We start from the raw sequence: 22,392 nt of genomic DNA, 5'->3' as shown, positions 1-22,392 counted from the left end.
ACCGTCTACAGTTGCGTAGACGGTCTACATGACTGTAGACGATACTTGGAGGAAGCGCCGCCATGCCCGACGTACCGTCCGCCCGCCGGCCCGCCGGGGAGCTGGAGGCCGAGGTGCTGGCCGCCCTCTGGTCCGCCCGGCAGCCGATGACGCCGCAGGACGTCCAGGCCGCGCTCGGCGGGGACCTCGCCCGCACCACCATCGCCACGATCCTCGGCCGACTGTTCGACAAGGGCACGGTCGTGCGCACCCGGGCCGGCCGGGCCTACGCCTACACCCCGACCGTCCAGGACACCGCGGGGCTCGCCGCCCGCCGGATGCACACCGAACTCGGCCGCGAGGCCGACCGCTCCACCGTGCTGGCCCGCTTCGTCTCCGACCTCTCCACCGAGGACGAGCAGCTGCTGCGCGAACTGCTCGGCGACGGCGCCCCGGGCGCGGAGGCGACCGGGGCCGGCGCCGCGGGCCCGGACACCGCGGGCCCGGGCACCCCGGGAGCGGCCGGCCGATGATGCTCGCCGTCTGGGTCCCGCTGCTGCTGCCCTTCCTGGCCGCCCCGCTGGCCCGCCGCCTCGCCGAGGCGCTGCCGCCGCGGGCCGCCGCCTGGATGCTGGCCGCGACCACCGCCGTACTGGCCGGCGGCACGCTCTGCTCGCTCGGCCTGCTCGCCGCCGACGGGCTGCTCCAGCTCCCGCCCGTCGCCGCCCTCGGCCACCTCTCGCTGCCCTGGCTCACCGCGGCCTCGCCCGCCGCGCCGTTCGCGGCCGCGCTCGCCGCCCTGGCGCTGCTCGCGCTCGGCGCACTGGCGGCGCGCACCGTCCACCGGCGGCAGCGGGAGCTGCGCACCGCCCGGGCCGCGCTCCCGGCCCACGACCACCCCGGCCGACCCACCGACGGCGCCGGCGCCGCCAGCGGCACCGACCGCACCGACCGCACCGACCGCCACCGTACGGACCGGACGGACCGGACGGGCGCCCACCGGCCGGGCCGCGCCCCCTCCCCTGCCCAGCATTCGGACATGCGCCCCCCGCGCGCCTCCGTGCGCCGGTCACGCCCCTCGGCGTGGCCGCCCTCGCTCACCCGGCTCGCCGCCCGGCTGCGGCCGGTCGCCCTCCTGCGGCCCGCCGCGCTGTTCCGGCCCGCCGACCACCCGCTCACCGTGCTGGACGACGACTGCGCCGACGCCTTCGCCCTGCCCGGCCGCCTGGGCCGCCCCGGCCGACCGGGCGAGCCCGGCCGGATCGTGGTCACCTCCGGCATGCTGCGCGCCCTCGACGGCCCCGAGCGCTCCGCCCTGCTCGCCCACGAACGGGCCCACCTGACCGCCCGCCACCACCTCTTCCTCGCCCTCGCCGAGCACGCCGCCGACGTCCATCCGGCACTGCGCCCGCTGCGCGCACCCCTCGGGTACCACCTGGAGCGCTGGGCCGACGAGGTCGCGGCGGCCCGGGTCGGCGACCGCGCCGTGACCGCCCGCGCGGTCGGCCGGGCGGCCCTGGCCGCGAGCCGTTCCTCCTGGCCGGCCCGCCCCCGGACGGTCGCCACCGCCCACTCCGGCCCGGTCCCGCGCCGGGTCGCCGCATTGCTCCGGCCCCGCCCGGCCCCCGCCCCGGGCACCTGGCTGCGGGCCGCCGCCGTGGCCCTGGCCGCCTGCCTGGCGCTGAGCACCGGCGCCGCCCTGGAGGCCACCGCCGACCTGCACCACACCGTGGAGGCGGCCCAGCAGGGGTCCGGCGCCCAGCGCTGACCACCGGCCGGGGCCGGCCGGGGGTCGGGCCCCGCACCCCGGCGGGCACGGCCGGGGTGCGGGGCCGGACCCGCGTTCCGTACCGTCCGGTATGCCGACTTGCCCGACCCCGTCCCCAGCGGCCCACCGCACCCGTACGCTTTCGTCAGCGCGTCGGCCCCGACGCGTCCTCGAACGGCGGCGAGGAGCGAAGCGAGTGCGGCAGACCGGACGGCAGTCCCGACGACCAGAGCGCCGCACCCCGCCGTCCGCGACGGAGCTGGCCAAGGTCCACGACCGCACCCTCGCCGACGCCGCCGCCCGGGAACTGTCCACCCCCGCCCGCACCGAGGAGACCGGCGGCCCCGGCCTGCTCGAACCCCGGCCCGAGATCGGCGACTCCTGGGCCCGGCTGCGCCGCCTCGGCCTCGACCCCGACACCGGCGCCGCCGCCGTCCTGCTGGGCCCCGGCGAAATCGAACAGCGACGCCGCACCAGCGGGCTCGACACCGTCCTGCCGGTGCTCCGCGAGACCCTGGTGGAGACGGGCGGCACGGCCCCGCTGCTGCTGGCCGTCGCCGACGCCGAGGGCCACGTGCTCTGGCAGGAGGGCGAACGCGGCCTGCGCCGCAGCGCCGACCGGATCGGCTTCATCACCGGCGCCCGCTGGATCGAGGAGAGCGTCGGCACCAACGGCATCGCGGTCGCGCTGCGCGCCCGGCGCCCGATGCACGTCCACTCCGCCGAGCACTACCTGCGCAGCCACCACTCCTGGACCTGCGTGGCCGCACCGGTGCGCGACCCCGGCACCGGGCAACTGGTCGGCGCCATCAACCTGAGCGGCCCGGCGCACAGCATCCGCCCGTACCTGCTCCAGCTCACCGCGACCGCCGCCCGGCTGGCCGAGACCGAGCTGCGCGCCCACCGGCTGGAGGCGCTGCACCAGCTGCGCACCCTGGCCGCCCCGCTGCTCGCCCGGGTCGGCGGCCCGGCGCTGGTGGTGGACGCGGCCGGGTGGACCGCCGCCGCGGCCGGGCTGCCGCCGCCCAGCCGGCTGCGGGTGCCCAGCGAGGGCTGGACCCCGGCCGCCGTGCACTGGGTGCCGGGCCTCGGCGAGTGCGCGCTGGAGCCGCTCGCCGACGGCTGGCTGGTGCGCCCGGTCCGGCCGCCCGGGGAGAACGGCTCGGGCACGGTGACCGCCGAGCAGGCCGAGGGCGCCCACCTCCGGCTGGACCTGCGCCGCCCGGACCGCCCCGGGCTGTCCGTCCGGGGCGCGGCCGACAGCTGGTCGCACCCGCTCAGCCCGCGCCACGCCGAACTGCTGCTCCTGCTCGCCACCGGACGCGAGGGCAGCACGGCCGCCCAGCTCGCCGACGCGCTGTTCGGCGACCCGGGCCGGACGGTGACGGTGCGCGCGGAGCTCTCCCGGCTGCGCCGCTACCTGGGCGGGCTGCTGGCCCACCGGCCGTACCGGATCGCCGAGTCGGTGCTGGTCACCGTGGACGGGCCGGACGACCCGTACGACCTGCTGCCCTCCTCCTCGGCCCCGGCCGTGCGGCGGCTGCGGGCCGCGCTGGCCGCGGGGACGGCCCGGCTGCCCGGTGCGCCGCCCCTGCCGCCGCCGCGCGTCGCCGCCCCGACGGAGCGTCGCTGACGCTCGGCCCCCGGCCGGGCGGAGCGGATCCGGCGCCCCGTCGTCAGCCGTTCGCGAGCAGCGCGGCCAGCTCGGCGTCGGTGGGACCGCAGCGGCGCTCCTGGTGCTCGGAGACCAGCGCGTAGGTGCGGTCCAGCCAGGCCTGCACCCGGGGCTTGGACGCCTCCAGCAGTGCGCTGCCGTGCGGGGATTCGAGCGCCAGGTGCAGCGTCGCGCCGTGGCACGGGCAGTACGCCGGCCACAGTTTGACGTCGCCCTGGCCGCTCAGCGCGCGCAGCCCGTCGCGCAGCAGTTCGCGTGAGAACACCCAGTCGGCCTCGTCGGGCCGCCCCAGGTGGAAGGTCAGCAGGACCTCGTACGGGCGCGCGGCGACGAACCGGAACCGGGTGCGCACCTCGCCGACCACCTCCTCGCCCAGCGAGATCCGCAGGATCAGCACCTCCTCCACCGCCGCCGGAGCGGCGGTGGAGCCGTCCCCATCGCCGCCCGTGGGGGTGGCGGCGAGGGGTGCACTTGAGGCTGCGGACAGCGGGTCGGGCGGCATGACGGTCTCTCCGGGACGGCGTGGGATGTCCTCAGCCTGCGTCACGCCCGGCGCACCGGGCAAGGGTTGCAAGGGGGTTGCAATAACCCCCGTCCGGGGCGGCCGCTCCTTACCCGCCCTTGTCAGACGGACCGTCAACTTCCGTGTGTCGAAAGGGCGTCCACGAAATGGACGGGGGCCGACCGGGAGGTGATCACCCACTGGTACGCTCTGCCCTCTCCCCGGGCGGGCCCGCGCGGAACCGGCCCGCGACGGCCGGAGCCGGACCCGGCGGCGACGCGTGGGAGAATACGGCGACGCGACGGCGGCTTCGGGGAGGGAGGGGTCCGGTGGCTGTGCGCGAGGACACCGCGCGGGACGTGCACCACGAGCCCGCACGGCAGGGTCGGCACGGGCGGCCGCGCCCGTTCGGCGGCCTGTTCCGGCTGCCCACCCTGCGCCTGTCCGGTGCCGCAATGGCGATGTCCACCGTGGTCGGCATCAGCATCGCCACCACCCTGCTGCTCAACGAACAGCAGGGGATCGGCCGCCGGGCCGGCGTCGCCCGGGTCGGCTCCACCCCGCCGCCCACGCCGGGCGCCACCGACCAGGCCGAGGCGGCCTCGGAGCAGACCCCGACCGACGGCCTGTCGTCCGCCCCCGCCGCGGGCCACCCCTCGACGGCCCCCTCCTCGCACCTCCCGGCACGCCCGTCGGGACCCGCGCCGGTCGCCGCCACCCCGCCCGCGTCCCGCACGGCGGGCCCGGGCACGCCCCAGACCGGCGGCCAGGCCTCGGCCGGGCAGGACGCGCCGGCCCACGGCACCCAGCTCGCCGGCACCGGGGCCGACGCCCCGGCCGGCCCCTCGCCCTCCCCTTCCGTCCCGGCCCCGCCCTGGAACGCCCAGCAGCCCGGCTACGACCCCTCCGCCCCCGGCCAGGGACCGAACATCCCCGGGCTGCGACCGACCGTGCCCGGCCGCCCGGCGCCGCCGCCCGCCGCGTCCCTCCCGGACGTCGGCGCCGCGGGCGCCCCGGGGAAGGACGCGCCCACCGCGCCCACCGGGCCCACCGCCCCCGTCGACCCCGTCGCCCCCGTCGAGGGCGCCGGCCCGGCCGACCCCGGGAGCGCCCCGGAGACCGACCACGCGCTGTCCGGCGCCGCCCTGCTCTCCCCGCTCGGCCGGGACGGCCTGCGCCACCGGCTCACCCTCGCGGTGGCCGAGCCGGTCACCGCGTTCCAGGCCGAGTTCCGGCTCGCCCCGGGCGAGTCGGCACCCGGCGCCGGCGCCGCCTGGACCGACCTGCCGGGCGCCGTGGTCACCGCCCAGCAGGAGCGCGGCACCCTCGTCTACCGCTTCACCACCCCGCCCGGCACCGACGTCCGGCCCGGCCACTACACCTTCGGCGTCCGCGGTGCCCGTCCGGCCGCGGAGCCGTCCGCCGCGGCGCGCAAGGCGGCCCCGGCGGAGAGCTGGAGCGTCTCCGCCTTCGCCCTCGACCACCCCCGCGCGGTCGCCGCGCTCGGGGGCTTCGGCCCGGCGCAGCCGCTGCCCGTCGATCCGTGCGCGCCCCGCGCCCGGGCCGCCTCGCCGCTCCCCGAACCGGCCGACGGCCCGGCCCTTGCAACGACCCCCGCACCGGCCCTCTCCCCGGCCACCGACCCGGCCACCGCGGCGCGCTGACCTGCCGACGGCCGGGTGTAACGGTCGTTCGACGATCCACGGTCGGCCGTTCCGGACGGGCACATCCCCGAACCTCGTTCGTTACTGTGGGCAGCACCCCGGCCCGGCGCCCCGACGGCCCCGGCCGGGCCGCCGTTCCGCACCCGAGGAGGAGTCCGTGTCCACCGTCCTGACCCAAGGCGGCAACGCACCGCTGACCGCCGCGCGAGTGAGCGTCGAGGTCACCGCGCCCAAGGCGCTGGACGTCTCCGGCCTGCTGCTGACCGATGCCGGAAAGGTCCGCTCGGACGACGACTTCGTCTTCTTCAACGCCCCGAACGGCCCCGGCGTCAGCCACCGCCCGGCCACCGTCGGCACCCCCGACGCGATCACCGTCGACACCCGGGCCGTCCCGGCCGGCATCACCAAGATCGTGGTCACCGCGAGCCCCGCCGACCAGGTCTCCACCTTCGCCGGGATGGAGCCCACCGCCACCGTCCGCGACGCCGACACCGGCGAGGTGCTGGTCACCTTCACCCCGCCCCGACTGGGCCTGGAGACCGCGCTCATCGTGGTCGAGGTCTATCTGCGGGGCGGTGCCTGGAAGGTGCGCGCCGTCGGCCAGGGCTACGCCGACGGCCTCGCGGGCATCGCCACCGACTTCGGCGTCTCCGTCGAGGACTCCCCGGCCCCCGCCTCCTCGGCCCCGATCCCGGCCCCGGCCGCCCAGGCCCCCGCCGCGCCGGTCGCGCCGGTCGCGCCGCCGGCTCCGGTGGACCGCACCGTCCAGCTCCCGACTCCGCCGGCCGCCCCGCCCGTGCCGCCCGCACCGGCCGGGCCCCCGACCGCCACCCCGGCCGGCACCCCGGTCGACCCGCGGATCGCCCTCGCCACCGGCCAGACCGCCGTCCCCGCCCCGCCCGCGGCTCCCCCGGCCCCCGCCGCGCCCACGGCCCCGGCCGCCGCCGCCAAGATCACCCTGGACAAGGGCCGGGTCAACCTGGTCAAGGGCAGCTCGGTCTCCCTGATCAAGAACGGCCGCCCGTTCCTCTCCTCCGTCCGGATGGCCCTCGGCTGGAAGTCCGCCGCCCGCGGCCGTGACATCGACCTGGACGCCTCCTGCCTCGCCTTCGACGCCCGGCACAAGCGGCTGGAGACGGCCTGGTTCATGAAGCTGAGCATCTTCAACGGCGCGATCTCCCACTCCGGCGACAACCTGGTCGGCGGCGAGGGCGGCGACGACGAGGCGATCACCGTCCACCTGGAGGGCCTGCCGGCGGAGGTCCACGGGCTGGTCTTCGTCGTGAACTCCTTCTCCGGCCAGAAGTTCTCCGACGTGCGCGACGCCTACTGCCGTCTGCTGGACGCCCGGACGGAGGAGGAGCTGGTCCGCTTCGACCTCACCAACTCCGAGCCCCACACCGGTGTGATGATGTGCAAGCTGGTCCGCCGTCCGGGCGGCGAGTGGGAGATGACGGCCCTCGGCGAGTACGTCGACGGCAAGACCGCGCGGGCGATGATCGAGCCCGCCGCCGCGGTGCTGTAGCCGCACACCGCCGCCGGTCCGGCGAGGCCACGACACCACGCGACGACCTCACGACGTCACGACGTCACGTCCGCGCCCGCGAATTCACCCCCTTGAGGCATCAAGTCGCCACCACGGCGACTCGATTGACTCTCAGGGGGGTGAATCCGCTCTCTCCCCCGCACCCCGAGGAGGAGAGCCGTGCCACACTTCCTGTCCCGCCTCGCCGTCGCCGGCACCGCCACCGTGCTCGCCGCCGGACTGATCACCCCGACCACCGCCCAGGCCGCCGCCCGGCCCGGCGACCGCGCCGCCGCACTGCGGTGGACGGCCCTCGGCGACTCCTACACCGCCGGGGTCATCGTGGCCACCGGCGACGAGACCGAACCGCGCGACGGCTGCGCCCGCACCGTCGACTCCTATCCCGAGATCCTCCGCCGCGACCTCGGCTCCCTGGTCGCCCTGCGCAACGTCAGCTGCAGCGGCGCCACCACCGGCAGCGTCGACACCGGCGCGCAGTCCCCGCTCGGCCGGCCGCTCCCGCCGCTCGGCACCGACCCCAACGGCCCCTACCCGTCCGTCCCGCCGCAGATCGACGCCGTCGACCCGGCCACCGACCTGGTCACCGTCGGGATCGGCGGCAACGACCTCGGCTTCGCCGAGATCCTCAAGAGCTGCATCGAACTCGGCGCCGTCCAGCTCGGCCGGGGCACGCCCTGCAAGAACAAGTTCGACGCGAGCCTGCCCGACCGCCTGAACCGGCTGCGCGGCGACTACGCCCGGATGCTGACCGCGCTGCACGCCAAGGCCCCGTCCGCCAGGGTCCTCACCGTCGGCTACCCGCACCTCGTCCCCGAGGACGCCGCCCTCTGCCAGTACGGCAACCCCCTGCAGTTCGGCACCTTCACCACCGGCGACCTCGCCTGGGCCCGCACCGCGCTCCTGGAGCCGCTCAACACGCTCATCGCCCAGGACACCGCCGCCCGCGGCGACACCTTCGTGAACCTGTACCCCGCCAGCGCCGGCCACAGCGTCTGCGACGCCGACCACTGGCTGGACGGCGTGCTGACCAGCGTCATCCCCCTCGAATACGCCGTGGTGCATCCCAACGCCCTCGGCCAGGCCCACACCGCCGCCCTGGTCGAGGACGCCCTCCTCGCCGGCTGACCCGTCCCGCGACGCGGCCCCCGACGACCGGCCCGACGGGCGGGACCACCGAAAACCGGTGGCCCGCCCGCCCGTCGGGGATCATCCTGGTCCGATGCCCATCGACATCCGCGAGGCCACCCCCGAGGACTGGCCCGCCATCTGGCCGTTCTTCCACGCCGTCGTCGCCGCCGGCGAGACCTTCCCCTACCCCCTGGACATGCCCTCCGAGCTGGGCCGGGAGTGGTGGATGCTCGCCGCCCCGAACCGCACGGTGGTCGCGGTGGACGAGGACGGACGGGTCCTCGGCACCGCCACCATGAACCGCAACCGCCCCGGCAACGGCTCGCACGTGGCCAGCGCCAGCTACATGGTCGACCCGGCCCACCACGGCGAGGGGATCGGTCGGGCCCTGGTCGAGTACACCCTCGACTGGGCCCGCCGGGCCGGCTTCCGCGCCATGCAGTACAACGCGGTGGTCGCCAGCAACCACCACGCCGTGAAGCTCTACCAATCGCTCGGCTTCGAGATCGTCGGCACCGTCCCCGAGGCCTTCCTCCACCCGGTGGACGGCTACGTCGGCCTGCACGTCATGCACCGGCCGCTGTAACCGTCCTACTCCTCGATCGCCCCGCCGACCCGCCGCAGGTGCTGCCGGAAGCTGTACGCCGGGTCCGCGGCGCGGCGCCGCAGGTACTCGTCGAAGGCGGTCTGCCGCCGCAGCGTGTCCCCGGCCGCGATCCGCCCGGCCTGCGCGCGCTCGGTCCGGGCGATCGCGCCGGCCGTCCCCAGCACCTCGGCGACCCGGTCGGCGGGCACGAACAGCACCCCGTCCGCGTCGGCGAACACCACGTCCTCGGCGCTCACCGGGTGCGGGCCGAACTTCGCCGTCAGCAGCGCCTCCGGCTCCCGGCCGTCCAGCCGCACCGGGCCGAGCGGCAGTGCCCCGTAACTGAAGACCGGCAGCCCGATCTCCAGCAGCTCGGGCGTGTCCCGGTGCAGCCCCCACACCACGATCCCGGCCACCCCGGCGGCCCGCGCCTCCAGCACCGCGAGGTCCCCGATGCAGGCCTCGTCGGTCCGCCCGCCGTTGTCGACCACCAGCACGTCCCCGTCCCGGGCCGCGCCGTACGCCTCCAGGAACACGTCCACGCTCCCGTAGTGCCGCACCGGCAGCACCCGCCCCGCCACCCGGGCCCCGGCCACCACCGCCCCCACCCCCGCCGGCGCCACCCGCGGCTCCACCCCGAGCCGCACACAGGCGTCCGCCACCAACGGCGTGGACAGCTCCGCGAAAGCCTTCAGCATCGCCAACTCCTCTCACCGACAGCCCAGTTCACCAGCACGGATCCTATGCCAGGCTTCAAACTCACACCATCGAGTGAAACTCCGCCGTCAACGGCACAGCCCCGCCGAGCAGCGAATAGTGTGACGGCCCTCTGAAGGAGGGGCATCATGAGTGCTGTGGCGCATGAGCAACCGATCACGGGCTCCCCGACGCAGGCCGACATCCTGCTGGAGAGCTTCCTGAGCCTGCACTCCCCCGAAGGCTTCCGAGCCGAGCTCATCGAGGGAGAGATCATCGTGGCACCACCGCCGGACGGCGATCACGAGGACTGCATCGACCTTCTCATCGACCAGGTGAAGGCCAAGTCCAAGGTCCACATGCAGGTGTCCGGTGGCAAAGGTCTCCGGCTTGTCAGCGGTGGTCTCTGTCCGAAGAACCACGTCATCCCTGATGCGACGTTCGCGCCGCGGGAACTTCGCCTCTTCCGCGGTGCCCCGCCCTGGATGGAGCCCGACGGCGTCGCCATGGTCGCCGAGGTCACATCGAGCAAGCCCGACCTCGACCGCATCACCAAGCGGCACTGTTACGCCAGGGCCGGCATCCCGCTCTACCTGCTGGTCGACCGCGAGAAGTCGCAAGTGAGCCTTTTCGGCAAGCCCCACCGCGAGGAGTACACCGAGGTACATCTCGCCACATTTGGTGAACCGCTCATGGTCCCAGCCCCGTTCGACTTCGAGTTGGACACCAAGGACCTCCTCTGACGCCGGGAACGCGGACGGCCCGCACCCCCCGTCAGGGGTGCGGGCCGTGGCCTGGGGCGCCGGGTCAGCCGCGGGTGGCCATGGCGCGCAGGAAGAAGGTCAGGTTGGCCGGGCGCTCCGCGAGGCGGCGCATGAAGTAGCCGTACCACTCCTGGCCGTACGGGAGGTACACGCGCATCGTGTTGCCCTCGCCGGCGAGGCGCAGCTGCTCCTCGGGGCGGATGCCGAACAGCATCTGGTACTCGAAGGAGTCCCGCTTGCGGCCGTTCCACTGGGCCAGCTGGCCGGCGATCTTGATCATGTTGGGGTCGTGCGAGGCGATCATCGGGTAGCCCTCGCCCGCCATCAGGACCTTCAGGGCGCGGACGTACGCGAGGTCGACCTCGTGCTTGCCCTGGAAGGCGACCGACTCGGGCTCCTTGTAGGCGCCCTTGCACAGGCGCACGCGGGAGCCCTCACCCGAGAAGTCCCGGCAGTCGGCCTCGGTGCGGCGCAGGTAGGCCTGGAGCACGACGCCCAGCCAGGGGAAGTCCGCCCGCAGCTCGCGCGCGATGGCGAGGGTGGAGTCGGTGGTGGTGTGGTCCTCCATGTCGAGGGTCACCGTGGTGCCGGCGTCGGCGGCGGCCTCGCAGATGCGGCGGGCGTTCTCCAGCGCGATCTTCTCGCCGTCCACCGGGAGGAACTGGCCGACGGCCGACAGCTTGACCGACACCTCGGCGCCGGCCGCGAGGCCGGTGTCCTTGAGGGCCTTGAGCAGGTGCTCGTAGGCCTCGGCGGTGCCGGCGGCCTGGGCGGCGTCCTGGGTGTCCTCGCCGAGGTGGTCCAGGGTGACCTTGCGGCCGGTGGCGATCAGGTCGTCCGTGGCGGTGACGGCGTCGTCGAGGACGTCGCCGGCGACGAAGCGCTCGACTATCGCGTGGGTCGGCGGGAACTTCTCGACCACGGTGCGGACCTGCGGGGACCGGGAGGCCGCGAGAAGGGCGGAACGGAGCATCGTGACTCCTGGAGCTGGTGTTTCCAAGGGTGGCAGAAGGGCCGGGGCGGCGGTACGGGGGTGGGCCCCGCCGCCCCGGCGGGCGGCGCCCGGCTGCGGGACCGGGCGTCGCGGGTGACCGGTGGCTACTGGACGAGCCGTACGATCAGCGGCACGGGGCTGGTCAGCCCATGTGCGGGTAGCGGTAGTCCGTCGGCGGGACGAAGGTCTCCTTGACCGAGCGGGTGGAGGTCCAGCGCGCCAGGTTCTGCTTGGCGCCCGCCTTGTCGTTGGTGCCCGAGGCCCGGCCGCCACCGAAGGGCTGCTGGCCGACGACGGCGCCGGTCGGCTTGTCGTTGATGTAGAAGTTGCCGGCCGCGAAGCGCAGCTTGTGCATCGCGTCCTGGGCCGCGGCACGGTCCTGGGAGATGATCGAGCCGGTCAGGCCGTACGGGGACACCGACTCCATCTGGGCCAGCATCTCCTCGTACTTCTCGTCCTCGTAGACGTGCACGGCCAGGATCGGGCCGAAGTACTCGTCCTTGAAGTACTCGCTCGCCGGGTCCTGGCAGACCAGGACGGTCGGGCGCACGAAGTAGCCCACCGAGTCGTCGTAGGTGCCGCCGGCGAGGACCTCGACCTGCGGGTCGGCCTGGGCGCGGTCGATGGCCGCCTTGTTCTTGGCGAAGGAGCGGTCGTCGATGACGGCCGACATGAAGTTGCTCAGGTCGCTGACGTCGCCCATGGTGAGGCCCTCGACCTCGGCGGCGAACTCGTCCTTGAGGCCGGCCCAGATCGACGCCGGGACGTAGGCCCGCGACAGCGCCGAGCACTTCTGGCCCTGGAACTCGAAGGCGCCGCGGGTCATCGCGGTCTTCAGGACCTTCGGGTCGGCGGACGGGTGGGCGACCAGGAAGTCCTTGCCGCCGGTCTCGCCGACGATCCGCGGGTAGGTGCGGTAGCCGGCGATGTTGTTGCCGACCTCGCGCCACAGGTGCTGGAAGGTGGCGGTGGAGCCGGTGAAGTGGATGCCGGCCAGCGCCGGGTGCTTGAGCGCGACCTCGGAGACGGCCAGGCCGTCGCCGGTGACCATGTTGATGACGCCCTTGGGCAGGCCGGCCTCCTCCAGCAGCTGCATCAGCAGGTGCGCGGAGAACTGCTGGGTCGGGGAGGGCTTCCACAGCACCACGTTGCCCATCAGCGCGGGCGCGGTCGGCAGGTTGCCGGCGATCGCGGTGAAGTTGAACGGGGTGATCGCGTAGACGAAGCCCTCCAGCGGGCGGTGGTCGCTGCGGTTCCACACGCCTTCCGAGGAGATCGGCTGCTCGGCCAGGATCTGGCGGGCGAAGTGCACGTTGAAGCGCAGGAAGTCGACCAGCTCGCAGGGGGTGTCGATCTCGGCCTGCTGGGCGGTCTTGGACTGGCCGAGCATGGTGGCGGCGGCCAGGGTCTCGCGCCAGGGGCCGGCCAGCAGGTCGGCGGCCCTGAGGAAGATCGCGGCGCGCGAGTCGAAGGAGAGCGCCTGCCAGGCCGGGGCAGCGGCCAGGGCAGTGTCGATGGCGTCCTGCGCGTCGGCCTGGGTGGCGTTGCGCAGGGTGCCGAGCCGAGCCGCGTGGTTGTGCGGCTGGACGACGTGGATCTCGGTGCCGCCGCCCATCCGGCGCTCACCGTTGATCGTCATGGTCAGCTGGACCGGCTCCTGGCCGCCCAGCTCCTTCAGCTTGGCCTCCAGGCGAGCCCGTTCCGGGCTCCCGGGGGCGTAGCTGTGGACCGGCTCGTTCACCGGCGCGGGGACCTGGGTCACAGCGTCCATAGAGCGCACGCTCTCCTTCGTTCAGTGCGGGGGGACTGCCGGCGCGGGTTGCACGCCGACCACAGCACGAACGCTATTCCTGGCCACCGGGCCACTTGATTGGCCGCGCGGCTAAATTCCCCCGTACGGCGTTGTCCGGCCCGACGAACCTGGTCACGCCGCGGTCACGAATCGTCCCCTCCCACCCCATGGTTCACACCTCCGTGCACCACCGGCTCACGCTCCTGGCCCCGGCCACCGGCTCGCACTCCGGCGCTCGGCCGCCGAACGGTGCGCGGACGGCGCACCCGGTGCGCCGGCGGGGTCACGGACGGCCTTCCGCCCGACGACAGCCCCGAACTCTGTCCGCCCGGCTAAAATCGACCGCGAAACGTTGTCCGGGCGGATGAAGGAGGACCGGCGTGACCACCTCCGGCCTGCCGCTCCGTCAACTCCTGATGTCCCTCGGCGAACCGCTGGTCGAACTGCAGGCCGCCCCGCAGGGCCTGGACGTCGCGGTGCGCGACGTCGCCATCCTCGACCCGGAGGACCCGCCGACCGCCGCCCCCGGCGAACTCGTCCTCGCGATCGGCGCCCGCGGCCGCGCCGCCCTGCCCGCCCTGCGCGCGGCCGGCCGGGCCGGGGCCGCCGCCGTCGCGGTCAAGCTGGACGGCCCCGGCCAGGCCGACGCGCTGCGCGAGGCCGCCACCGACGCGGGCGTCGCCCTGCTCTCGGTGCGCCGCGAGACCCGCTGGGAGCACCTCGACTCGCTCGCCCGGGCGATCATCGCCGGCCCGGACGCCCCGGACACCCCCGGCTCCCCCGAACCCAACGCCGGCGACCTCTTCTCCCTCGCCCAGACCGTCGCCGTGCTCACCAACGGCATCGTCTCGATCGAGGACACCTCCAGCCGGGTGCTGGCCTACTCCCGCTCCTCCGACTCCGACGAGGTCGACGACCTGCGCCGGCTGTCCATCCTCGGCTGGCAGGGCCCGGAGCCGTACCTCTCCAAGCTCCGCGAGTGGGGGATCTTCCAGCACCTGCGCAGCTCGGACGCCCCGATCGCGGTCGAGCCGCACCCCGAGCTGGGCCTGCGCCGCCGCCTGGCGGTCGGCATCCGGGCCGGGGCGCAGCCGCTCGGCACCATCTGGGTGCAGGAGGGCGCCCAGCCGCTGGCCCCGCTGGCCGAGCAGTCCCTGGTCGGCGCCGCCCGGGTCGCGGCCGCCCAGCTGGTGCGCCGCCGCCGGGAGCTGTCCGCCGACGTCCGGCTCACCCAGACCCTGCTCACCGGCCTGCTGGAGGGCTCCACCGGCCCCCAGTCGCTCGCCACCCACCTCGGCCTGGACCTGCGCCGCCCGGCCACCGTGCTGGCCTACAGCGCGCGCACCACGGACGCGCTGCACCGCTCCGACGTCACCGGCCTGATCTCGGTGCACACCGCGGCCCGGCACCGCACCGCGCTGCTCGCCCCGATCGAGTCCCGGGTGTACGTGCTGCTGCCCGAGCTGCCGCCCGGCCTGCCGATGACCACCGTGCGCGACTGGGCCTCCGAGGTGGTGACGGCCGCCCGCGAGCACCTGGGCGTCCCGCTGCGCGCCGCGATCGGCTCGACCGTCGACGGCCTGGCCCAGGTGCCCGACTCCCGCGCGCAGGCGGACCGGATCCTGGACGCGATGGGCCGCGGCGGGGTGGACCTCGACGTCGCGGCGCTGATCGACGTCCAGGCGGAGGTGCTGGTCAGCGAGATGCTGGCGCTGCTCCAGGAACGCTCCGGCCTGCGCGACCCGCGGCTGACCGCGCTCACCGCGTACGACCGCCGGCACGGCACCCGGCTCGCCGAGTCGGTGCTGGCCTGGCTGGACGCGCTCGGCGAGGTCCGGGTGGCCGCGGACGCCCTGCACATCCACCCCAACACCCTGCGCTACCGGGTCCGCCGGGCCGAGCAGCTGACCGGCATCGACCTCGCCCAGCCGCAGCAGCGCCTGCTGGCCATGCTGCAACTGCGACTGCCCGCGGACGAGTGGTCCGCGGGCAGCCCTTCACACTCGGAGGGTCACTCGCCGTAGCCCTGGCCGCGCTTGTGCTCGTTCAGCCGGCGCCACGGGCCGCTGATGGCCAACTGGATGCCCGGGGTCTGGATGTTGGCGAAGAGGGTCTTGCCGTCGTCCGAGAAGGTCACCCCGGTGAACTCGCTGAACTCGGGCTTCTCGGCGGTGCCGATGTTCAGCTCGTTGCGGGCGATCGGGAAGACCAGGCCCTCCTCGGTGGCGCCGAACAGGTGCGAGACGCCCTCGCCGTCCTCGCAGATCACGATGCCGCCGTACGGCGACACGGTGATGTTGTCCGGGCCGTCGAAGTTGTCGTGGTCGCCCCAGACGTCGGTGTTGACGCCCAGCAGGACCTTCAGGGTGATGGTGCGGCGGGCCGGGTTGTAGAACCAGACCTGGCCGTCGTGCTGGAGCGGGCTCTCCGAGCGGGCGAAGCTGGAGACGAAGTAGAAGCCGCCGTCACCCCACCACATGCCCTCCAGCTTCCGGGCGCGGGTGACCTCGCCGTCCTTGAACTGCTTGCGCACCGAGACGGTCCTGGCGTCGCGGTCCGCGACCTTGACCCAGTCCACGCCGTAGGTGGTGCCGACCGCGGTGGCGCGGGAGAGGTCGTCGATGAACTTGCCCTGCGCGTCGAAGACCTTGAAGGCCTCCAGCACGCCGGCGTCGGCGGCCAGCCGGCGCAGCTTGTAGCGGCCGTGCTGGAAGCCGGCCGGCGGGGTCCAGCGGAACAGCAGGCCGTTCGGGTTCGAGGCGTCCTCGGTCAGGTAGACCTGGCCGCGCTTGGGGTCCACCACGACGGCCTCGTGGGCGTAGCGGCCGAAGGCCTTGACCGGCTGCGGGTCGCGGTTGTAGTCGTCGTCGAACGGGTCGACCTCGAAGATGTAGCCGTGGTCCTTGGTGAAGCCGTTCTTGCCGGCCTTGTCCTCGGTCTCCTCGCCGGACAGCCAGGTGCCCCACGGGGTCACGCCGCCGGCGCAGTTGGTGGCGGTGCCCGCGATGCCGACCCACTGCTCGACCGAGCCGTCCCGCTTGGCGTGCACGATGGTGCAGCCGCCGGCCGCGCCCGGGTCGTAGACGTGGCCCTCGGTCAGCGGCACCGGGTGCGGCCAGTTGGCGCGGGCGCCGGCCAGCTCGTGGTTGACGACCATGTAGTTGCCGCCGCGCTCGTCCTCGAAGGCGGAGGTGCCGTCGTGGTTGCTCGGGGTGAACTCGCCGGTGCGCAGCTTGGTGACGCCGGCCCGGTTGAGGACCTTGTACGAGAAGCCCTTCGGCAGGGACAGCAGGCCGCCCGGGTCCTGGACCAGCGGGCCGTAGCCGACGGCGGTGCCGGCGGCCGAGTTGGTCCCGGCGGCCGCGGCGACCGGGGCCTCGCCGCCGACCGGGGCGGCGATCGCGCCCGGGGCGCTGGCCAGCGCCTCGGCGCTGCCGGCGATCAGCACGCCGGCCCCGACGAGGGTGGAACGGTTGACGAAGTCCCGGCGGGACAGCGACATGGCAGCAACTCCTGAGGATGAGCGGGGGCGTCGGTGCGGGATGCCGACGCCCAGCAGGCTCCGCCGGACGGGTGAACCCGGCATGACGTCCACCTCACGCCCAGGCGGCCATTTGCCGACCGATGACCTTCACATGACCTCGGCTTTACGCCGGTCCCCGTCGGAGGGGCACTCCGTCGGACGCCGCTCGGGCCGACAGCCCGTCAGTGCCGCGCCGCCCGCCACTGCTCCCAGGCCGCCAGCCACAGCTGCTCGGACAGCCGCTGCTCCTCCCACACGCCCGCCCCGCCGCCGCCCGGCCGCTCCCGCCACAGCTGCGCCCAGGCCCGCTGCGCCGGCAGGCTCGCCACCTCGCTCGCGAACACCGTGTACCGGACCACCTCCTCGACGGCCGCCTCGCCCTCCGCCGTACCGACCAGCCAGTGCGTCTGCTGGGACAGCCGGTTGAGGTGGTTCACCATCGAGGTCACCGCCGCCGCGGCCTCCTCCCGGGTCTCGGTGGCCAGCCGCATCTGCTGGCGCACCGCCGTCTCCCAGCGCACCGCGCCGACGTCCCCGCGCAGCCCGCGCGGCAGCCGCGGCGTGCGCCCGACCCGCACCTGCGCCTCGATCGCGGCGGACTCGGCGACGGTCTGCGCGATCAGCGCCCGGTGCGCCTCCATCCCGACGGCGGGCGGCAGTTCGCGTTCCTCGACCGGCACGTGGCGGGCCCGCCGGGCGGCCAGGTCGCGCAGCAGTCCGGTGCGTCCGCGCAGGCAGCGCTCGAAGTCGCCGATCGAGCCGAGCTCCACCGCGCCGGGGGCCACCCCGCGCCCGCAGACCGTCACGGTCAGCCCGCCGACCCGCAGTCGCCCGGCCCACACCGCCTCCGGCCCGGGCGCCGCCGGGGCGCCGGGCTCCGGCACCGGCCGGTCCTCGTGCACCTCCACCGCGCAGGGCTCGCCGTCGACCGTGATCCACGCGCGCAACGCCCGTACGCGGCCCGGCCCGTCGCCCTCGTCGATGCCCAACTGCTCGTAGACGCGGTCCCGTTCGTCCTCGACCAGGTCCTCCAGCTCGGGCAGCCGCTCGCCCCGGTCGGCGCCCGGCCGGTAGGTGCGCACGGTGACGTACGGGCCGGCCGCCGAGCGCCAGTCACCGCACTGGACCTCGACCCAGCGCAGCTCGCCGCCGGAGGTCTCGAAGGCGGCCAGCGCCTCACCGTCCACCGCGTCATCGGCCGCCGCGTCACCGGTCCGCACGTCACCGGCCGCCGGTTCACCGGTCCGCACGTCTCCGGCCATCGTTCGACCGGCGACCACGCCGTACACCGGGAAGTCGGCCGCCGCCAGGGTCCGGCGGGAGAAAGCCTCCTGATCGGCGAACGGGTCGACGGGCCGGCCGGCGGTCCGGTCCACGGGCGGTTCGGCCGCCCGGCCCGACGGCCGGTCGGCGGGCTGCTCCGCGGTCCGGTCCGCGCCGCGCTCCGCGGGCCGACCGGCGAAACGGTCCTCCCGGACCGGCCGGTCCGGAGCCGGGACGGACCCCGAGGGCCCGGTGTTCCGCTTCTGGTGCCTGCCGCCGTTCTCCCGCATCATCCTGTGCCGCACCCCCGATTCCTCGCACCCGCACCACTGACGCCACCTTACGTGCCCGCAGCTGCCGGGTCATCAGCTCCGCCTCCGGACGGGGGTGGTGGCCGTGTCAGGACGCCCGGTTGTCAGCGGCCCTCCCTAACCTGGCGGCATGACAGCACAGAACGAGGCAGCACAGAACGGGGCGGCGCACGACGGCGCCGCCCAGGACCGGACCCGGCAGGGCGCCTTCCCCGCCCGGATCAGCATCGTCACCCTCGGGGTGACCGACCTCGACCGCAGCGCCCGCTTCTACGAGTCGCTCGGCTGGAAGCGCTCCGCCGCCTCCAGCCCGGAGATCGTCTGGTTCCGCACCGCCGACTCGGCGCTCGGGCTCTTCCCCACCGAGGAGCTGGCCGCCGACGCGGGCGTGCCCGCCGCCGGCGAGCCCTCCTTCCGCGGCGTCACCCTCGCGGTGAACCTGGAGTCCCCCGCCCTGGTGGACACCGCGCTGCGGACGGCGGTGGAGGCCGGCGCCGTGGTGGTCAAGCCGCCGGTCCCGACCGACTGGGGCGGCTACTCCGGCTACTTCGAGGACCCGGACGGCCACCTCTGGGAGCTGGCCCACAACCCGTTCTTCCCCTTCACCGAGGACGGCTCGCTGGACCTTCCGTGACCCGGGCCCGGTTCGGCGCACTCCGTGAAGGCCGGGAGGCTCAGCTCCTGGAGCGCGCCTTGAAGGCGGCCTTGCGCGCCTCCTTGGCCACCGCCCGGTCCGGGTGCAGCTCCCCGATCGCCTCCAGGACGTCCGCCGTGTACGGGTGGTCGACCCGCCACAGCTCGCCGAACCACCCGGCCGGATCGCCGTTCACCGGCAGGTCGGTGATCAGTTCGCGGAGCAGTTCGGCGTCCCCGCCGTTGTCCAGCAGCTGGGCGGCGAAGGTGTCGACCACCGTCCACAGCGCCATCGCCCGGTCCGGCACCGGCACGTCCGTCGCGCCCTGCGCGGCCAGCCAGGCCCGCGCCGCGCCACCCAGCTCCGGGTCGTCCATGGCCTCCCGGACGGCCGGCTCCGCGTCCGGCCCGAGCAGGTTGAGCGCCGAGACGCAGAGCATCCGGCGCAGCGGGCCGTAGCCGTCGGTGCCGCGCGCCGCCGCGAGCAGCTCGCGCGCCGCCGCCACCGGCTCCCGGTCGGCGGTCCACACCCGCAGCTCCTCCTCCGGCAGCACGTTGGCGGACTCGCACACCCCGCGCAGCAGCTCGGCCGCGTTCCCCCGGGCCAGGTCGCCGACCAGCGGGGCGTCGTAGCCGTCCTCCAGCAGCCACTGGCGGATGCCGTACTGGCCGAGCGGGGTGAGCCGGACCAGCCCGAAGCGGGCCGACTCCTCCTCGTCCAGCGGCTCCTCGCCGACCGCGGCGGACTCCTCGCCGTCCTCCTCGTCGAACAGCTCGGGGTCGATCGGGCGGTAGTCCAGCAGGCCGAGCTCGGCGAGGTCGCCCAGCATCGGGTCCAGCGCGACCATCACGTCCGTGATGTCGCCGAGCAGCTCCTCGCTGGGCTCCTCGCCCTCCGGGACGACCAGCAGCGCGGCCAGCACGCCCAGCGGCACGGTCTCGTTGCCCGGCTCGGCGAAGGCGGTGGTCTCGTAGAGCACCTGCAGGGCCTCGTCCAGCAGCTCGGCGGCCTCGTCGCGGGCCTCCTCGACCTCGGAGAGCCCGTCCTCGTCCTCCTCCTCGTCCTCGCCGTCCCCGGCCGGTTCCGCCGATCCCTCGGCCCCCTCCGGGACGGAGTCCGCCTCGACGGCCAGCTCCCGGACGATCCCGGCGGCGGTCAGCCACAGCTCCAGGACGGTCTCCGGGTCGCCCTGCTCGGCGGGTTCCAGGTCCGGGCCCGGGACGGCGACGTGCTCGCCGTCCGCGGTCGTGCCGAGCTCCACCAGGTCCAGGTCGCAGGCCAGCGACCAGGCCCGCAGTGCCTCGACCTCGGCCTCCTCGGGCACCTCGCCCTCGGCCGGGGCCAGGCCCAGCAGCCGGGCCGCGGGTGCCCGGTCCGCCTCGACCAGGTCGCCGAACTCGTCCACTTCCCGGTGCGGGGCGGCCCAGCGGGCCAGCGCCAGCGCGTACCCGAACATCGGTACGGCCTTCGCCTGCTCGGCCAGCTCCCGCTCGGCGGGCAGCTTCACCGGCGGGACCAGGACGGCCGCGTCGTCCAGGTCCTCGTCGTCCAGCCCGTGCGCGGCGAACGCCCCGTAGAGGTCCTGGAGCTCCAGGTCCGCGGGCAGCACCGCCTCTGCCGCGCCCTCCCCCGCCGAAGCCCCGGTGTTCTTGCGACGTCGTCCGGCCATCGTTGTGCGCTCTCCCTCAGCCAGCGGTCAGCCCAACAGCGCCGCGTACCGATCCATCACCTCAGCGTATAGGCCGGGCACCCCCGATGCCCGGCCGTACGGGGCGCACCCAGGGGCGCGCGCCATGGACGTGCGCCCACCCCTTATCCTTCGGTCTGGTAGCGCGCACACCCCGCGCCTGCCACCGGGGCAACGAAGCCCAACCGCCCTCCGCCCGACCCCGGGCCGGAGGGGCCCTCTTCAGCTCACCTCGCCCCACCAGGGAGCCCGTACCCGCGGCCACCACCACAGCGCCTCCGGACGGGCGCGCCGGCACAACCCCGCCGACCCCGGTGGTGCCCGGCCACAGGAGACCCCTGCCATGGCGGACCTCTCCCCCGCCGGCTCCGGCCTGCGCACCGCGCAGCTCGACGGACGCCGACTGTCGGAGGCCCTGCTTCCCCTGGAGCTCGCGCCGCGCGCCCAGCTCCAGCTCGCCGCGATCAGCCGCTGGAACGCGCTGCGCGGCGTCCGCGTCGGCCTGGTGGCCGCCGCCCTGCTGCTGATGCTGATCGGCGCCAACCTCGCGACGCCGATCTACTCGCTCCTCCAGCAGCGGCTGCACCTCACCGCGCTCGACACCACCGTCCTGTTCGCGATCTACGTACTGGCGCTGGTCCCGGTGCTGGCCGTGGTCGGCCACTGGTCCGACCACCTCGGCCGACGCGCCCTGATCCTGCCCGCCGTCGCGCTGGCCGCCGTCGGCGACGTCGTGTTCGCCACCTCCGGCAGCTTCTGGCAGCTCGCCGCCGGCCGAGCCGTCCAGGGCATCGCCGTCGGCCTGTCCACCGGCGCCGCCGGGGCCGCCCTCGGCGACCTGCTGCCCGACAAGCCGACCCTGGCCGCCAAGATCACCCTGGCCTGCTCGGCGGGCGGCGTCGCGCTCGGCCCGGTGGTCGGCGCCCTGCTGGCCGGCGGCTCCGACCCGCTGCTCACCCCGTTCCTGCTGCACGCCGTCGCCCTGCTGGCGCTCTGCGTACCGCTGGCCCTCCTCCACCCCCGGATGCCCGGCCGCAGCCGCCCACCGGCCTCCCCGCCCCGCATCACCACCCCGGCCCACCTGCGCCCGCAGCGCCTGCGGCTGCCCCGCACCGGGCGCCGCGAGTTCCTGCTCGCCGCCACGGCCGGCTTCATCTCCTACGCGGTGTTCGGCGTCTACCTCAGCCTGGCCCCGGCCTTCGCCGCCCAGCTGCTGCACACCGACTCCAAGCTGGTCGGCGCGATCGTGGCGGCCCTCCTGCTCGGGTCCTCGGCCGCCACCCAGCTGCTCGTCCCGCCGACCTCGGACCGCGTGGTGACCGCCCTCGGCATGGCCGGCCTGGCCGCCGGCCTCGGCCTGGTCGTCGCCGCCCAGTACACCGGCACCCCGGCGCTGCTCTTCATCGGCAGCGTCCTCGGCGGAATCTCCCAGGGTGTGGCCTTCCGCTCCCTGTTCACCGCCGCCGTCGGTGCGATGAACCCGGAACGCCGCGGCTCCGAACTGAGCACCCTCTGGGTCATCGTCTACCTCGGCAGTTCCGCCCCCATCATCGCCCTCGGCGCCCTCGTCCAGACCTACGGCCTCCTCCCCTCCGTCAGCGGCTTCGCCGCCCTCGCCGCCCTCGCCTGCACCGCGCTCGCGATGGCCGTCGCCCGCAGGCCCAGGCCCACGGCCTGACCCCTCCCCCGCACGACGAACGCCGCTGCCCGGGACTGCTTCGGTAGTCCCGGGCAGCGGCGTTCCGCTTCGCCCACCGCCGGGTCAACACCCGCGCATCATCCGCTGCGTCGAGCAGGTCTACCACCGTTCCCCACCATCCACCCCCCACCCGCCTCCCGGTGGGTGCCCGCCCCCGCCCTCGCCGCGCGCCGCCCAGCCG

Annotated in this window: 18 protein-coding genes; 11 read left to right on the top strand and 7 right to left on the bottom strand. The window is 75.1% G+C overall.

From position 1 onward, the window contains the following. Nucleotides 1-62 precede the first annotated feature (62 nt). From ACWGKU_RS23410 to ACWGKU_RS23400, 3 genes are all read left to right on the top strand, one after another. On the top strand, nucleotides 63-512 hold the full coding sequence (locus ACWGKU_RS23410; protein ID WP_452179360.1) for a BlaI/MecI/CopY family transcriptional regulator: 450 nt from the start codon (nucleotides 63-65) through the stop codon (nucleotides 510-512). After that, nucleotides 509-1,747: a M48 family metalloprotease gene (locus tag ACWGKU_RS23405; RefSeq protein WP_452179361.1), complete on the top strand. Its 1,239-nt coding sequence runs from the start codon at nucleotides 509-511 to the stop codon at nucleotides 1,745-1,747. The genes ACWGKU_RS23410 and ACWGKU_RS23405 overlap by 4 nt, the downstream gene beginning before the upstream one ends. A 196-nt stretch (nucleotides 1,748-1,943) precedes the next feature. Further along, complete coding sequence (locus ACWGKU_RS23400; protein WP_401055000.1) at nucleotides 1,944-3,380, top strand: GAF domain-containing protein; 1,437 nt, start codon at nucleotides 1,944-1,946, stop codon at nucleotides 3,378-3,380. Nucleotides 3,381-3,423: 43 nt separating this feature from the next. Here the strand turns inward: ACWGKU_RS23400 and ACWGKU_RS23395 are convergent, their stop codons facing one another. Further along, nucleotides 3,424-3,924: an SsgA family sporulation/cell division regulator gene (locus ACWGKU_RS23395; RefSeq protein ID WP_359905384.1), complete on the bottom strand. Its 501-nt coding sequence runs from the start codon at nucleotides 3,922-3,924 to the stop codon at nucleotides 3,424-3,426. Nucleotides 3,925-4,253: 329 nt separating this feature from the next. Here ACWGKU_RS23395 and ACWGKU_RS23390 point away from each other — a divergent pair, with 329 nt between their 5' ends. From ACWGKU_RS23390 to ACWGKU_RS23375, 4 genes are all read left to right on the top strand, one after another. Beyond that, on the top strand, nucleotides 4,254-5,588 hold the full coding sequence (locus ACWGKU_RS23390) for a hypothetical protein (RefSeq protein ID WP_452179362.1): 1,335 nt from the start codon (nucleotides 4,254-4,256) through the stop codon (nucleotides 5,586-5,588). Between the two features lie 169 nt (nucleotides 5,589-5,757). After that, on the top strand, nucleotides 5,758-7,113 hold the full coding sequence (locus ACWGKU_RS23385; protein WP_452179367.1) for a TerD family protein: 1,356 nt from the start codon (nucleotides 5,758-5,760) through the stop codon (nucleotides 7,111-7,113). A 180-nt stretch (nucleotides 7,114-7,293) separates the two neighbouring features. Further along, nucleotides 7,294-8,259 carry an SGNH/GDSL hydrolase family protein gene (locus ACWGKU_RS23380; RefSeq protein ID WP_401054766.1) on the top strand — a complete coding sequence of 322 codons (966 nt, stop codon included), beginning with the start codon at nucleotides 7,294-7,296 and terminating at the stop codon, nucleotides 8,257-8,259. 100 nt (nucleotides 8,260-8,359) lie between these two features. Further along, complete coding sequence (locus ACWGKU_RS23375) at nucleotides 8,360-8,848, top strand: N-acetyltransferase family protein (RefSeq protein WP_452179368.1); 489 nt, start codon at nucleotides 8,360-8,362, stop codon at nucleotides 8,846-8,848. Nucleotides 8,849-8,853: 5 nt separating this feature from the next. Here ACWGKU_RS23375 and ACWGKU_RS23370 read toward each other — a convergent pair whose 3' ends face one another. Beyond that, complete coding sequence (locus ACWGKU_RS23370) at nucleotides 8,854-9,546, bottom strand: RraA family protein (protein ID WP_452179363.1); 693 nt, start codon at nucleotides 9,544-9,546, stop codon at nucleotides 8,854-8,856. 147 nt (nucleotides 9,547-9,693) lie between these two features. On the opposite strand from ACWGKU_RS23370, the gene ACWGKU_RS23365 reads away from it, so the two are divergent. Continuing rightward, nucleotides 9,694-10,287, top strand: a complete 594-nt coding sequence (locus tag ACWGKU_RS23365; protein WP_452179364.1) for a Uma2 family endonuclease — start codon at nucleotides 9,694-9,696, stop codon at nucleotides 10,285-10,287. 64 nt (nucleotides 10,288-10,351) lie between these two features. Here the strand turns inward: ACWGKU_RS23365 and ACWGKU_RS23360 are convergent, their stop codons facing one another. Both ACWGKU_RS23360 and pruA read right to left on the bottom strand, forming a co-directional pair. Further along, nucleotides 10,352-11,281: a proline dehydrogenase family protein gene (locus tag ACWGKU_RS23360; protein WP_359905370.1), complete on the bottom strand. Its 930-nt coding sequence runs from the start codon at nucleotides 11,279-11,281 to the stop codon at nucleotides 10,352-10,354. Nucleotides 11,282-11,444: 163 nt separating this feature from the next. After that, nucleotides 11,445-13,073, bottom strand: coding sequence for an L-glutamate gamma-semialdehyde dehydrogenase (gene pruA / locus ACWGKU_RS23355; protein WP_401048251.1), 1,629 nt, complete (start codon nucleotides 13,071-13,073; stop codon nucleotides 11,445-11,447). A 401-nt stretch (nucleotides 13,074-13,474) separates the two neighbouring features. Between pruA and ACWGKU_RS23350 the strand changes: the two genes are divergently transcribed. Next, a complete protein-coding gene (locus tag ACWGKU_RS23350) occupies nucleotides 13,475-15,118 on the top strand; it encodes a PucR family transcriptional regulator (RefSeq protein WP_401048252.1) in 1,644 nt (547 codons plus the stop codon). On the opposite strand, the gene ACWGKU_RS23345 is transcribed toward ACWGKU_RS23350, so the two are convergent. Both ACWGKU_RS23345 and ACWGKU_RS23340 read right to left on the bottom strand, forming a co-directional pair. Next, a complete protein-coding gene (locus ACWGKU_RS23345; protein ID WP_401048254.1) occupies nucleotides 15,106-16,596 on the bottom strand; it encodes an alkaline phosphatase PhoX in 1,491 nt (496 codons plus the stop codon). The two genes, ACWGKU_RS23350 and ACWGKU_RS23345, sit on opposite strands and share 13 nt — an antisense overlap. Nucleotides 16,597-16,799: 203 nt before the next feature. After that, on the bottom strand, nucleotides 16,800-18,185 hold the full coding sequence (locus ACWGKU_RS23340; RefSeq protein ID WP_401048257.1) for a regulatory protein RecX: 1,386 nt from the start codon (nucleotides 18,183-18,185) through the stop codon (nucleotides 16,800-16,802). A 136-nt stretch (nucleotides 18,186-18,321) separates the two neighbouring features. Here ACWGKU_RS23340 and ACWGKU_RS23335 point away from each other — a divergent pair, with 136 nt between their 5' ends. Further along, on the top strand, nucleotides 18,322-18,825 hold the full coding sequence (locus tag ACWGKU_RS23335) for a VOC family protein (protein WP_401048259.1): 504 nt from the start codon (nucleotides 18,322-18,324) through the stop codon (nucleotides 18,823-18,825). A gap of 40 nt (nucleotides 18,826-18,865) precedes the next feature. Here the strand turns inward: ACWGKU_RS23335 and ACWGKU_RS23330 are convergent, their stop codons facing one another. After that, entirely contained in the window at nucleotides 18,866-20,494 is a 1,629-nt protein-coding gene (locus tag ACWGKU_RS23330; protein WP_452179365.1) for a hypothetical protein, read from the bottom strand. A gap of 361 nt (nucleotides 20,495-20,855) precedes the next feature. On the opposite strand from ACWGKU_RS23330, the gene ACWGKU_RS23325 reads away from it, so the two are divergent. Next, complete coding sequence (locus ACWGKU_RS23325) at nucleotides 20,856-22,190, top strand: MFS transporter (protein ID WP_452191551.1); 1,335 nt, start codon at nucleotides 20,856-20,858, stop codon at nucleotides 22,188-22,190. Nucleotides 22,191-22,392: the final 202 nt, after the last annotated feature.

It is taken from the genome of Kitasatospora sp. NPDC054768, assembly GCF_053612025.1.
Note: the sequence above shows the minus strand (reverse complement) of the source record. Positions and strands in the feature narration are given on the sequence as shown.